This window comes from Patulibacter sp. NPDC049589 (assembly GCF_040675535.1).
In the GTDB taxonomy this organism is placed as follows: domain Bacteria; phylum Actinomycetota; class Thermoleophilia; order Solirubrobacterales; family Solirubrobacteraceae; genus Patulibacter.
This window is the reverse complement of sequence record NZ_JBFAPC010000153.1, coordinates 1-13,176: the sequence shown is the minus strand read 5'-3', so window position 1 is coordinate 13,176 and position 13,176 is coordinate 1. Positions and strand designations below refer to the sequence as shown.

Sequence of the window (13,176 nt, the reverse complement as noted above, 5' to 3'; positions counted from 1 at the left end):
CGGCGTTGCTGCGGTGCTCTCCGACCAGGGCCAGGATCTCGGACTCACGAGGCGAGATTCCCGCCGGCTGCTTCGACACGGGAGCATTCTCGCGTACGCCCCGGTGTTGGTTCTCCGTGGTTCTCTCCGTGCTCGGCACGGATGCCGGCCGTGCCCGCCCGGCGGCATGCTTCTCCCATGTCCATCAAGACGATCATCGTTCCGGTACGGGACCTGGCCGCCGCGAAGACGCTGTACGGGACCGTCCTGGGCGTCGAGCCCTACGCGGACGAGCCGTACTACGTCGGCTTCCGGATCGGGGACCAGGAGATCGGCCTGGACCCCAACGGACACAACCACGGGATGACCGGTCCGGTCGGCTACTGCCACGTCACCGACGTCACCGCGAGCCTGCGCGCGGCCGTCGAGGCGGGCTGGCGGACGCGTCAAGACGTGAAGGACGTCGGCGCCGGGCAACGGGCCGCCATCGTCGAGGACCCCAACGGCAACGTCCTCGGTCTTCTTCAACGCTTCGAAAGGAATCCGTCATGACCAGCGTCGAGCACGTCACCCTCGAGGTCGCCGACCCCACCGCTGCCAAGATCTTCTACACCGACGTCCTCGGGCTGGGTGCCTGGGTGCGGGTCCGGGCCTCGCAGGAGCCGACGACCGGGTTCCGCGGCTTCACCCTGTCGCTGATCCTCGCCCAGCCGGCGAACGTCAATGCAATCATCGACGCGGCGCTCGAGGCCGGCGCGACCACGATCAAGCCGGCGGAGAAGTCGCTGTTCGGGTACGGCGGTGTGGTGCGGGCGCCGGACGGGACGATCGTGACGGTCGCGTCGTCGTCGAAGAAGGACACCGGCCCGGCCACCCGGCGGATCGACGACGTCGTGATCCAGCTCGGGGTGGCTGATGTGGCTGCCGCGACCGGCCGGGTGCTGATCGTCGACGAGACCCGGCGCTCCGGCGGAGTCGGCGAGGGCGTGCTGGCGGCCCTGGTCGATGGGGCTTTTGTCGGATCCGTGCGCCGGGTCGCGGCCGCCGACGCACCGGTTCCGCTCGGTCCGGCTGCCCAGCAGGTCCTGGTGGGAGAGGATGCCATCACACAGGGTGCCCACACCCTGCTGGCGCGGTAAATTGCCACACACTCGGTGCGCCACTTGCGCGAGGAGCCCGGAGTGTGTGGACTACCCCAAGGTTCCGGTGTTGTTTCACGGCTAGGAGGATTTGGACAGTGAGCGCGACCGCGGGTCAGGCCGACGGCGTACGCAGCCTGGCGGACCGGTTCGGCTTCGAGCCGAACATGGTGGTCATGGAGATGGGATACGACGATGACGTCGATGAGGATCTTCGTGACGCCCTGACCGAACGCGTCGGAGAATTGGTCGACGAGGACACCGACGAGGTGGTCGACGCGGTGCTGCTGTGGTACCGCGACGGCGACGACGACCTTTTCGAAATTCTGACCGACGCCCTCGGCCCCCTCGCCGATCAAGGCGTGGTGTGGCTGCTGACCCCCAAGGCCGGCCGCGACGGACACGTCGAGCCGAGCGAGATCAGTGAGGCGGCGCCCACCGCCGGCCTCCAGCAGACCTCGACGGTGAACGCCGGCAAGGACTGGACCGGCGCACGCCTGGTCACCCCGCGGGGCGCCAAGAAGAAGTAGCTCTCACTGCCACCTCGCCGAGGTCGGCGTCCGCCCGGGCTTAAGCTGAGTGGATGCCGATCTCTGTTGGCGTGCCGGCGCCGGACTTCACCCTCAAGGACCAGAACAACCAAGAGGTGCGCCTCGCCGACTTCCGCGGGCGCAAAGCGGTCCTGCTGGTCTTCTACCCGCTGGCCTTCAGCCGCACCTGCCAGGGCGAGCTCACCGAGGTGCGGGACAACCTCCCGGCCTACGTGAACGACGCCGTCCAGGTGCTCACCATCAGCGTGGACTCCGTCTACAGCCACAAGGTCTGGGCCGAGCAGGAAGGCTTCGGCTTCCCGCTGCTCGCCGATTTCTGGCCGCACGGGGAGGTGGCCCGCGCCTACGGCGTCTTCAACGAGACCCGCGGCTTCGCTGACCGGGGCACCTTCCTCGTCGACACCGCCGGCACGGTCCGCTTCGCCGACCCACACGAGCTGGGCGACGTCGTCGTGCAGGATCCGCTGGATCTCGTCCAGGTCGTGGATCTTGTCGGCGGCGGCGCGCTCGACCGAGGCGTCGACCTGATCGCGGACGGCGCTCAGGAACTGCTCGTCGTGCTTGAACGGCACGCCGCGGAACAGCAGCTCCGGCTCGGCGACGGTCTTGCCGTCCTCGTCGCCGATCGTGGCGACGACGACGAAGAGGCCGTCGGCCGACAGCGAGCGGCGGTCGCGCAGCGCGGCGTCGGCGGTGGCCCCGATGTCGGTGCCGTCGACGTACATGACGCCGGACGTGATCGGCTTGCCGAAGCGGGCGCCGCGCTGGTCGATCTCGACCGGCAGCCCGTTCTCGGCGCAGAAGACGTTGTCGTCCTTCACGCCGACGGAGATGGCGATCTTCTTGTGCAGGCGCAGGCGCTGGTAGTCGCCGTGCATCGGCATGACGTACTTCGGCTTGGTCAGGTTGAGCATCATCTTCATCTCCTCCTGGTAGCCGTGGCCGGACGCGTGGATCGGCGCGTCCTTGTGCGTGATGACGTTCGCGCCGGCCTGGTAGAGCTTGTCGATCGTCTCGTTGACGGCGCGCTCGTTGCCCGGGATCGGGGTCGCCGAGAAGACGACGGTGTCGCCTTCGTGGATCCGGATCTGCGGGTGGTCGCGGAACGCCATGCGGCGCAGCGCGGCGAGCGGCTCGCCCTGGGAGCCCGTCGACATCACGAGCACGCGGTGGTCCGGCAGGTGCTCGAGGTCGCGCGGCTGCACGAGGACGCCGTCCGGGATCTGGAGGATGCCGAGCGTGCGGGCGATGTTGGTGTTCTTCTTCATCGACCGCCCGAGCAGGCAGACCTTGCGGTTGAGCTTCACCGCGGCGTCGATGACCTGCTGCACGCGGTGCAGGTTCGACGCGAAGGACGTGACGATGATGCGGCCGCGCAACGGCGCGAAGGCGGCCTCGAGCGCGGGGCCGACGAGCGACTCCGACGGCGACCAGCCGGGGCGGTCCACGTTGGTGGAGTCGCCGAGCAGCATGAGGAGGCCCTCGCTGCCGTAGCGCGAGAAGCGCAGGAAGTCCGCCGGGCCGCCGTCGACCGGGGTCTGGTCGAACTTGTAGTCCGCCGTGAAGAGCAGGGTGCCCAGCGGCGTGTTGACGCCGACCGCGGCGGTGTCCGGGATCGAGTGCGTCGTGTGGATGAACTCGAGCGAGAAGGTGCCGACCTTGACGGTCTGGCCCGGCTTGACCGTGGTCAGCGGGACCTCGCGCAGGCGGTGCTCCTCGAGCTTGCTCTTGGCCATCGCCATCGTGAGCGGGAGGCCGAGGATCTTCGGGGCGTGGCGGGCGCCGCCCAGCTGCTTGAGGACGAACGGCAGCGCGCCGATGTGGTCCTCGTGGCCGTGGGTGATGACGATCGCCTCGATGTCGGCGGCGCGGTCCTTCAGGTAGCTGAAGTCCGGCAGCACGAGGTCGATGCCGACCTGCTCGGCCGTCGGGAAGCGCACGCCGACGTCGATGACGACGATCTTGCCGTCGTACTCGACGACGGTCATGTTCTTGCCGATCTCGCCCAGCCCGCCCAGGGGCAGGATGCGGAGGGTCTTCGGTGCCGGTCGATTGAGTCCGGTCATATGGGGTGTTCCTCTTCCGTCCGTGCGTCGCGGCCGATTGCCGCTCGCGGGTCAGAGGCCCCGCCGTGGGCGGGGGCACTCGGATAATTGGAACGGAGGGTGCGACCCGCCGGCGCTGGTGCGCCGGGGCCGAGGAACCGGGATGTCTGCGACGCGTCCGATACGCGCTACTTGAGGAGCCCGAGGTCGGCCAGCACGGCGCGGATCTGCGCGCGCTCGGCGTCGTCGGCCTCGATCATCGGCAGCCGCAGACCGCCGACCGGACGGCCGACGAGGTCGAGGGCGGCCTTGATCGGGATCGGGTTCGTGGTGACGCCCATCACCCGGTTGAGCGGCTGGAGGTGCGCGTCGATCTCCGCGCGGCGCTCGGGGGTGGCGTCGACCATCTCGCGCAGGAGCGGCCCGACCAGGTGCGAGATGACGCAGATGCCGCCGGCGCCGCCGAGGTCGAGGGTGCGGGCGAGGACGTCGTCGTTGCCCGCGTAGAGGTCGAGGCCGTCGACGAGGGCGAGGTTCGCGTTGTTCGCCTGCTTGACCGCGTCGATGTGCTCGATCTGGGCCAGCTCGGCGAGCAGGTCGTTGTCGAGGTCGAGCGTCGACCGCGACGGGATGTTGTAGAGGACGACCGGCTTGTCGGTCGCCGCGGCGACCGCCCGGTAGTGCGCGACGATGCCGCGGCGGTTCGGGCGGTTGTAGTAGCCGACGACGTTGAGCGTGCCGTCGGCGCCGAGCTCCGTCGCGCGCTCCGTCAGGTGGACGGACTCGCGCGTGTCGTTGCCGCCGGCGTTGGCGATGATCGTCGTGCCGGCCGGCTTCTCGCGGACCGCGAGGGCGACGAGGTCGAGGTGCTCCTCGACGGACAGCGTCGAGCCCTCGCCCGTGGTGCCGGCGACGACGAAGCCGTCCGAGCCGTTGTCGGCCAGGTGCTTCAGGAGGGAGACGAAGGCGTCCTCGTCGACGGTGAAGTCGTCGGTGAACGGCGTGACGACGGCCGTGATGATCGTCCCGAGGGTGGACACCCGACGAATCCTCCCAGAGCGGGGCTTTCGCTGCGGCGCGAGGGGGTAGGGGCCGCCGCTCGGGCCCGCGCCGCCACGCAGGGCGGGCGAGGTGTTCCCGATCGGCGGCGATCGGGTGCCGGGCCTGCGCGGGACGGGCCCGGGCCGACCGGACCGATACCGTGCGCCCGTGCCCGGCGGCCCTGACGAGGAGACCCTCGAGCTCGAGGTCGTGAACGTTCGCTTCCGGAGCGACGACGGCCAGTTCGCCGTCCTCGACGCGGTCCCGTCGGGCAAGGACGCGGTCCCCGGGGGCCACGAGGTCGTCGTCGGCCCGGTCGGCCACCTCGACGAGGGCGACGTCGTGCGGGCGAGCGGCCGCCGGACGCAGCATCCGAAGCACGGGGAGCGCTTCCAGGTCCGGACGCTCCAGAGCGTCGCGCCGACGGAGGACGATGCCGTCTCGCGCGTCCTGCAGCGCGTCCCGGGCGTCGGGCCGAAGGCGGCCGAGCTGCTGCTGGAGCGCTTCGGCGCCGAGCTGCTCGAGCGGCTGGACCGCGATCCGCGCGACGTCCTGCGCCGCGTGAAGGGCTTGACGGGCGAGAAGCTCACCGAGGCCGTCGCCGCGTGGCGGGCGGAGGCCGGCCCGCGGGCGGTCCGGCTGCTGCTCGAGCGCCACGGCCTGGACGCGGCGACCATCGGCCGCGTCATCCGGGCGCTCGGCGAGGAGCCGGACGTCGGGCTGCTGAAGTCCGACCCGTACCGGCTGACGACGCGCTCGGGCATCGGCTTCCCGACCGCCGACGCGATCGCGATCGCGCTGGGCGAGGACCCCGGCAGCGCCGAGCGCCGGCGCGCCGCGCTCGTCCACGCCCTCGCCCGGGCCGAGGACGACGGCCACTGCCACCTCCCCCACGACGAGGCGATCTCGCGGACCACCCGGCTGCTCGCGGGCCGCGATGCCCCGTGGTCGCAGGTCGACGCCCTCGTCCCCGCGGTCGGCGAGGCGCTCGCCGGGCTGATCGCGGACCACGCCGTCGTCGACCGCGACGGCCGTGTCGCGACGCTCGAGCTGGACGAGGCCGAGACCCTGCTGGCCGAGATCGTCGCCCGGATGACGACGGACGTCCCGACGCTCGACATCACGGTCGAAGAGGATCCGCCGACGACCGACCCGTCGGTGGCCGAGGGCGCGCCGCGCGGCTCCGACCCCCTCCCCTCCCCGGAGCAGTGGGAGGCCGTCCGGCTCGCGTGCGCGCACCGGCTGTCGATCCTGACCGGCGGTCCCGGCACCGGCAAGACGCAGACGATGCGCGCGCTGGTGCGGGTCCTGAAGGACCAGGGGCGCTCGGTCCTGCTGTGCGCGCCGACCGGCAAGGCGGCGCGGCGCCTGTCGGAGGCCACGGGTGCTCAGGCGACGACGATCCACCGGCTGCTCGGGTTCGTCCCCGGCGACGGCTTCCAGCACGACGAGGACGACCCGATCCCCGACGGCGGGATGCTCGTCGTCGACGAGGCCTCGATGCTGTCCCTGGACCTCGCCGTCGCGCTGCTGCGCGCCGTCGGGCCGCGGACGCACGTGCTGCTGGTCGGCGACGTCGACCAGCTGGCGCCCGTCGGGCCGGGCCGAGTGCTGCAGGACCTGCTCGAGTCGCAGGTCGTCCCGGCGGTCCGGCTGACGCGGATCTTCCGCCAGGCCGAGCGCTCGCTGATCGTCCGCTCCGCGCACGCGATGAACCACGGGCAGCCGCCGATCACGCAGCCCGGGCCCGACGACGTCCGCGACTTCTTCTTCATCGACCGCTCCGACGCGCTGGCCGCCGCCGACGAGATCGTCTCGCTCGCCACCGCGCGCCTGCCGTCGCACTACGCCGTGCCGGCCGTCGGCGGGGTGCAGGTCCTCGCGCCGCAGCGGCGCGGGGCGTGCGGCGTCGAGGCGCTGAACGTCCGGATGCGCGAGATCCTCAACCCCGGCGGCCGCCAGGCGAAGGGCAGCGGACTGCGCGAGGGCGACCGCGTGATGCAGACCCGCAACGACCACGAGTCCGAGGTCATGAACGGCGAGCTCGGCATGCTCGTCCGCGTCGACGGGGACGACGCCCTGCTGCAGATGGACGACGGCCGGACGATCCGCCTGCCGCTGATCCGCCTGGACACCTGGGAGCTCGCCTACGCCTGCACGGTCCACAAGGCACAGGGGTCGAGCATCCCCGTCGCCGTCGTGCCGGTGCTCCTCGAGCACCGCCACATGCTGACCCGCAACCTCCTCTACACCGCGGTCACCCGCGCCGAGAAGGCCTGCGTCATGGTCGGCGACCGCACCGCCGTCCGACAGGCCCTGGGCCGGGTCGACGGTGCGACGCGCTACACCGCGCTGCCGGCCCGGATCCGCGACGCGCTGGGCGACGCCACGGCCTGATCCGGGCCGGCCGGCGGGGCGGGGCGGGACGCGTCAGCCGTCCCACCCCGCCCGTGGTCAGAACGACGCCTCGGCGCCGCCGCCGAAGTCGCCGCCGCCCACGTCCCCGCCGCCGATGTCGGAGGAGCCGCCGTAGTCCCCGCCGCCGATGTCGGAGGAGCCGGTGTCGGGGGTGCCGGCGTCGCTGCTGCCGCCGATGTCGGAGCCCCCGGTGTCAGGCGTGCTGACGTCCGAGGTCGAGACGTCGGGGGTGCTGACGTCCGAGGTGCTGACGTCCGGGACCGAGACGTCGGGCGTGCCGGCGTCCGGGCTGGACGCGTCGAGCGTGTCGGTGTCCTGCCCGCTCGGGTCCGGCGCGGCCGCGTCGGGGGTGCCGTTGTCCGGCGTCGAGACGTCGGGGGTGCTGGTCTCCGGGGTCGACACGTCCGGCGTCGTGTCCGGGGTGCCGGAGTCGGGCGTCGCCGCGTCGGTGTCGGGGACTCCGAGGTCCGGCGTCGTCGCATCCGGCGACCCGAAGTACGGCGACCCGAGATCGGGCGTCGTCGTGTCCGGGACCGCGGCGTCCGGGGTGCTCGTGTCCGGAGCATCCGCGTCCGGCGTCGTCGTGTCGGGCGTCGCTGCGTCCGGCGTGTCCGCGTCCGGCGTCGTCGTGTCGGGCGTCGCTGCGTCCGGAGCATCCGCATCCGGCGTCATCGCGTCTGGCGTGTCGGCGTCGCGTGCCGGTGTCGTCGGGGTGTCGGCCTTCGGCGCCTCGGGCTTCGGTGCGGCGGGCGCCTCGGTCCGGGGCGTGTCGACGGCGGGCGCGGGCGCGTCCGGCTCCGGGCCGCCGAAGATCGAGCGGATCGCCGCCTGCTGGGCGTCGGCGCTGTCCACCTGGGCCTTGCCGTAGGCGCCTAGGGCGCCGAGGATCCCGTCGCGGGCGGACTTCGCGGCGTCGGTGATCCACCCGCCGATCTGGCCCCACGCGGCCTGCTGGGCATTGGCGTCGTCGATCTGCGCCTGGCCGTACGCGGCCATCGCGTCGTTGATGTCCTTCGTCGGGATCACGACGGTGCCCGTGGCCGACAGGGACGCCTCGGACCCGTAGCTGTTGCGGAGGCTCTCGGCGTTGCGACCGGTGACCTGACCGGTCGAGGGATCGACGGAGACGCCGGCGCTGAGCTGGGCGCCGGCCCTGGTGCCCGGCACGGTCGCGTTGAGCGCGCCGCCGAGGGTGGCCTGGCCGGCGGTGTTGGCGTCGGCCTGGATCGAGCCGGAGAACGGGCTGCCGGGCGGGCCGGAGACCGACGCGCGGCCGCGGATGCCGACCGAGGACTGTGAGGGCACGTCGCCCGCGCCGGCGGTGAGCGACCCGCCGGCACCGATGCCGAGGAAGCCGGTGATCGCCACGCGGTCGCCGTTGCCCGAGACCTGGACGCCGCCGCCGACGCCGTCGAAGCCCGCGACCCCGGCCTGGTAGCCGCGGTTGGACGCGGGCGGAGTGCCCTGGGCGGCGCCCGGGGGCGATGAGACAGGGCCGGGCGCGAGGCCGTCGGCGCTGGCGCTCTGGGGCGCGGCCGCGATCGTCACGCCGAAGACGGCGACGGTCGCTGCGGTGGCGGCGAGGATGCGACGGCCACGCGGCACGGGCGACGGCCGCGGGGTCGGGACGGGAGCCGCGGCGGGCGCGGTCCGGTGGAGGACGGACGGCGCGAGGCCGCCCGACGACGGGTTCCGAGACACAGGATGGTCCTTTGCTCAGGGGGGATCCGGCGGGGCCGGAGGGGCCCCGCCTCGATGGTGCTTGCGGTCCGCGGGAGCACCGCGGACGGGCTCACGGCTGTCCGGACCCGGGCCATCGCATGCGCCGGGTTGCGAGGAGCCACAGGATCTTCACGATCGGGCGTCGCCCCGCTCGTCGGGGGCCCCGAGGGGGCTGACCGGGTGGCCGGCCCGGCGGCCGTCAGCGCAGGGGCTTGCGCAGGACGACGAGCTCGAGGTCGTCGCGCAGCGGCCGGCCGAACCGCTCGTCGCCGTACGGGAACGGCTCGGTCTCCCCCGTGGGCACGTACCCCCGGCGGACGTACCAGGCCTGGAGCTCGGCCCGCTGGCGGATGACGCTGAGGTGCAGCGCCGGGACGTCCCAGCGGTCCCGGACGTACGCCTCGGCGGAGGCGAGCACGCCGGCACCCAGGCCGTGGCCCTGGGCCACGGGCCGGACGGCGAACATCCCGAGCGACGCCCGGCCGTCGTGGACGCCGACGGCGCAGCAGGCCACCGGCACCGTGCCGTCCCCGGCGACGAGCACGGCGTCGCGGGTGCTGACCATCAGCCCCCGAACCAGGGCTGCGTCCGTGCGCCCGCCGTCGAGCAGGTCGGCCTCGGTCGTCCAGCCCGCGCGGCTCGACTCGCCGCGGTACGCCGCCTGGACGAGCCCGAGCACGCCGGGCAGCGCGGCGATGCCGGCAAAGCGCAGCTCGAGGCCGGGCGGCACGCTCACAGCGTCGTCGTCCAGCTCGGATGCGGCAGCACGTCGGCGGGCGGGTCGGGCTCGGGGGTCCAGCCGCGGGCCTCCAGGAACCGCGTGGCCCACCACGCGTCCTGGTGGACCTGGGTCTGCGCGCGGACCGCGACGTCGCGATCCGCGTAGACGGCCCGCAGCGCGTCCTCTGCCGCCACGAGCAGCGCCGAACCCACACCCGCGTTCTGGGCGACCGGATGGACCATGAGGTGAGTCAGCCGCCCCTCCGGCGCGAACGGTGGCGGGGGCCCGGGGGCCGTCAGCCAGGCGGCCGCGCCGACGACGCGCCCCCCGAGCTCGGCCACCCTCGCGACGCACTCCCCCATCAGGCGATCCGGCTGCGGCCCGAGGCGGTTCCGCCACTCCCCTACCAGGTCCTCGAGCTCGAGCAGCACGACCCGCCGCGGCTCGAGCTCCGCGTAGGCGTGGTGGGCGACCGCGAACTCGATGCCCGCGATCGCCTCGGCGTCCGCGGGGGTGGCGGCGCGCAGCTGCATGGGTCCCGTCCGGCCGCCCGGGTCAGTCGTCGAACAGGAGCCGGTCGAGGCCGACCGTCGGGGACGACGGCAGCCCGGCGACGCGGCGGACGGCGAGCACGACGCCCGGCATGAACGACGACCGGTCCAGCGAGTCGTGGCGGATCGTCAGCGTCTCGCCGAGGCCGCCGAGGATGACCTCCTGGTGGGCGACCAGCCCGGGCAGCCGGACCGAGTGGACGGGCGGGGCGGTGCCGGTGGCCTCCTCGATCAGCCGGGCGGTGTGCGCGGCGGTGCCCGACGGCGCGTCGAGCTTCTTGTCGTGGTGCAGCTCGATGATCTCCGCCTTCTGCATGTGGCGGGCGGCTTCCGTGGCGAACCGCATCATCAGGACGGCACCGATCGCGAAGTTCGGCCCGAAGAACACGTTCGCGCCGGTCTTGCCCTCGAGCGCCGAGAGGTCGAAGCCGGACGTCCCGATCACGACGTGCACCCCGGCCTCGAGGCACTGCAGGGCGTTGGGGACGGCCTGCGCGGGCTGGGTGAAGTCGACGACGACGTCAGCGTCCGGCAGGACGTCGGCGAGCGTCGTCCCGAGCGACGGGTCCGCGCGGCCCGTGAGGACCATCCCGTCGGCGGCCTCCACCGCGTCGCACACCGTGCTGCCCATGCGGCCGGCCGCTCCGGCGACCGCGACGCGGATCTCGCTGCTCATCGGCCCATCGTCGCACGAGGGGCCCGTGCCCGGCCTCGTGGAGGGAGCGCGACGGGCGGCGCGTCGCGGGCCGTCGGCGTCCTGATTCACTTCCGCCATCGCGGCGCGCACGTCCATCCCGTCCGCCCGCCGTCTGGTGGGCGCCTCGTGGCCCACCCGGGTCGTCGCCGCAGCGGCGTTCCTGCTCGCGATCGTGGCGTCCCTCACGCCGGTCCGGCCGTTCGGCGCGGCCGCCGTCGCGGTGCTCCTCGGCGTCGCGGGGCACGGCCTCGTGGGGTCCGTCGCGGCCCGCCTGCCGGGCGCCGCCCGCGCCGGGCTCGCCGTCGGGACGGGCTTCCTCGTCGCGGCGGTGCCGCTGCTCGGCCTGGCCGACGCCGGCTGGTTCGGTCCGGTCGGTGTGGGCATCGTCGGCCTGCTGCTCGTCGCCGCGGCCGTCTCGGGGTCCGGCGACGCCCGGCGCGTCGCAGCGCTGCCGATCGTCGTCCTCGCGCTCGCGGGTGCCGCCGCCGCGACCGTGCCCGCCTACGCGTTCGACCTCGGGGGCCGCGACGCGGGCTTCTACGTCATGACGTCCGAGCACCTGCGCCAGGACGGCGGACTGGAGCAGACGCTGGATCCCGACGCCCGGGACGGCATGGCGCGGTTCGGCGCCTCGACCCTCGGCGCCGGCGACGAGCGGCCGCTGCCGGGCTTCTTCGTGCGCGATTCCGACCGGCGCGGCCCGCTCTCCGTCGTCCCCCACGGCTACCACCTGACCCCGGCCGCGATGGCCGGCGGGGCGACGGTCACCGGGGGCGCCGGCCAGTGGGTGATCACGCTGCTGGGCGGCGCGCTGGCCCTGCTCGCGGCCGGCGTCGCGTCGCTCCTCGTCCGGCCCGGCCTGCGCACCCCGGCCGCCATCGCCGGCGGCGTGCTGCTCGCCGGCGACGCGGCGCTCATCTACTTCTCGCGCTACCCGATGACCGAGGTCCCCTCCGGCGTCGTCCTCCTGACCGCCGGGATCGCCGCGGCCCTCGCGCTCCGCGGCGGCGGCGCGCGGGCGGCGGTCCTCGCGGGCGCGGCGATCGGCACGGCACCGCTCGTCCGGCCCGACGCCTGGCCGCTCCTGGTCGTGGCGCCCCTGGTCGCCCTGCTCCTCGCCCGCGAGGAGCGCGCCACGGCGCGGGCGTTCGTCGTCGGCCTCACCCCCCTGGTGGCGATCGCGGCGCTGCGGGCGCTGACCGTCTCCAAGGGCTACACGGAGGAGACGATCGGCTACGTGCTCGGCGGCGTCTCTCCCACCGCGATCGTGCTGATCCTCGCCGTCGCCGCGGTCGTCGTGTCGGCCGTCGCGACCGCGCTGCCGGCCTCGCTTCGCGTCCGCGGGCTCGGCGCCCTGGGCGGGGTCGCGGACCGCGCGCCGGTCCGCCGCGCAGCGGCGGGGGTCGTCGCCCTCGCGGCGCTGGTCCTCGCCGTGCACCCGCCGTCGCTCGGGCTCGAGATCTTCGGCCAGTACGCGACTCGCTCCGGGATCCTGCTGACCGGCGCCGGCGTCGTCGCCCTCGTCCTGGCGGCGGACGCCGAGGACCGCCGCCGCCTGGTCCCGCTCGTCCCGCTCCTCGCGCTCGCGGTCGTCGCCCTGGGCCTCGTCGCCCGCGATCCGCAGGTGCTGGTCCCGGACCAGTACTGGACCGCCCGGCGCTACCTCCCGGTCGCGCTCCCCGTCGCCGCGGCGCTCGCGGGCGTCGCGGTCGCGCTGGCGTGGGGCGCACGGCGCCAGAGTCGGCTCGGGTTGGGCGCCGTCGCCCTCGCGGGGGTGCTGACGGTCGCGACGCTCGCCGTCTCGCTCGGCGACGCGAAGCAGGCCGTGACGGTCACCGAGTTCGACGGCGTCCCCGAGCGCGTGCAGGACGTCGACGCGCTGATCACCGGCCGCGATCCGCTCGTGATCATGGGCCCGGGCTACACGTCCTGGGCGATGCTCGGGCCGGCGCTCGCCCTGCGGCAGGACCGGCAGGTCCTCATGCTCTCCGCGGCCCGCGACGCGACCCACCAGACCGTCGCGACGCTCGACGACCCGCGGTTCTCGCGCTGGCTCGGTCGCGTCGTGCGGCGGCGCCCGGTCTACCTGGTAACGGCGAACGTCCCGCCGCTGGCGACCGCCTCGGACACGCGCGACGTCCGCCCGGTGACCGTCGGGACGGTCAGCCTGCCGATCACGCAGATCGACCACCGCGTCGGCGGCGCGCCGCGCACCCACGCGACGACGACGGACCTGATCGGCGTCCAGCGGCTGGAGCCGGGGGGGGGGGGGGGGCCGCCCCCCCCGCCCCCCCCCCCCCCCCGCCCGCCCC

Annotated in this window: 9 protein-coding genes and 3 pseudogenes; 6 read left to right on the top strand and 6 right to left on the bottom strand. The window is 74.0% G+C overall.

The genetic code is table 11. From position 1 onward, the window contains the following. Window positions 1–177: 177 nt before the first annotated feature. The 4 genes and pseudogenes from AB0L40_RS22045 to AB0L40_RS22030 all read left to right on the top strand — a co-directional run. The gene (locus tag AB0L40_RS22045; RefSeq protein WP_364359729.1) at window positions 178–531 is read left to right on the top strand and encodes a VOC family protein; all 354 of its coding nucleotides are present in this window, start codon (window positions 178–180) and stop codon (window positions 529–531) included. Then, window positions 528–1,118 (top strand): transketolase C-terminal domain-containing protein, encoded by a 591-nt coding sequence (locus AB0L40_RS22040; RefSeq protein ID WP_364359726.1) that lies wholly within the window; start codon window positions 528–530, stop codon window positions 1,116–1,118. Before AB0L40_RS22045 ends, AB0L40_RS22040 begins: the two co-directional genes overlap by 4 nt. A 98-nt stretch (window positions 1,119–1,216) precedes the next feature. Continuing rightward, window positions 1,217–1,648: a DUF3052 domain-containing protein gene (locus AB0L40_RS22035; RefSeq protein WP_364359724.1), complete on the top strand. Its 432-nt coding sequence runs from the start codon at window positions 1,217–1,219 to the stop codon at window positions 1,646–1,648. 53 nt (window positions 1,649–1,701) lie between these two features. Next, a pseudogene (locus AB0L40_RS22030) lies at window positions 1,702–2,097 on the top strand (peroxiredoxin); the annotation flags it as partial. Window positions 2,098–2,127: 30 nt separating this feature from the next. Here the strand turns inward: AB0L40_RS22030 and AB0L40_RS22025 are convergent. After that, a pseudogene (locus AB0L40_RS22025) lies at window positions 2,128–3,735 on the bottom strand (ribonuclease J); the annotation flags it as partial. Window positions 3,736–3,902: 167 nt separating this feature from the next. Then, a complete protein-coding gene (dapA, locus tag AB0L40_RS22020) occupies window positions 3,903–4,754 on the bottom strand; it encodes a 4-hydroxy-tetrahydrodipicolinate synthase (protein ID WP_364359721.1) in 852 nt (283 codons plus the stop codon). Between the two features lie 169 nt (window positions 4,755–4,923). Here dapA and AB0L40_RS22015 point away from each other — a divergent pair, with 169 nt between their 5' ends. Continuing rightward, window positions 4,924–7,152, top strand: a complete 2,229-nt coding sequence (locus AB0L40_RS22015) for an AAA family ATPase (RefSeq protein ID WP_364359718.1) — start codon at window positions 4,924–4,926, stop codon at window positions 7,150–7,152. A 57-nt stretch (window positions 7,153–7,209) separates the two neighbouring features. On the opposite strand, the gene AB0L40_RS22010 is transcribed toward AB0L40_RS22015, so the two are convergent. The 4 genes from AB0L40_RS22010 to AB0L40_RS21995 all read right to left on the bottom strand — a co-directional run bounded on the left by AB0L40_RS22010 (window position 7,210) and on the right by AB0L40_RS21995 (window position 10,843). Then, window positions 7,210–8,874 carry a hypothetical protein gene (locus AB0L40_RS22010; RefSeq protein ID WP_364359715.1) on the bottom strand — a complete coding sequence of 555 codons (1,665 nt, stop codon included), beginning with the start codon at window positions 8,872–8,874 and terminating at the stop codon, window positions 7,210–7,212. Window positions 8,875–9,094: 220 nt separating this feature from the next. Further along, on the bottom strand, window positions 9,095–9,631 hold the full coding sequence (locus AB0L40_RS22005; protein WP_364359712.1) for a GNAT family N-acetyltransferase: 537 nt from the start codon (window positions 9,629–9,631) through the stop codon (window positions 9,095–9,097). Continuing rightward, window positions 9,628–10,149 (bottom strand): GNAT family N-acetyltransferase, encoded by a 522-nt coding sequence (locus tag AB0L40_RS22000; protein WP_364359710.1) that lies wholly within the window; start codon window positions 10,147–10,149, stop codon window positions 9,628–9,630. Before AB0L40_RS22000 ends, AB0L40_RS22005 begins: the two co-directional genes overlap by 4 nt. Window positions 10,150–10,171: 22 nt before the next feature. Next, window positions 10,172–10,843 carry a dihydrodipicolinate reductase C-terminal domain-containing protein gene (locus AB0L40_RS21995; RefSeq protein ID WP_364359707.1) on the bottom strand — a complete coding sequence of 224 codons (672 nt, stop codon included), beginning with the start codon at window positions 10,841–10,843 and terminating at the stop codon, window positions 10,172–10,174. Window positions 10,844–10,979: 136 nt separating this feature from the next. Between AB0L40_RS21995 and AB0L40_RS21990 the strand changes: the two are divergent. Continuing rightward, a pseudogene (locus tag AB0L40_RS21990) lies at window positions 10,980–13,176 on the top strand (hypothetical protein); the annotation flags it as partial.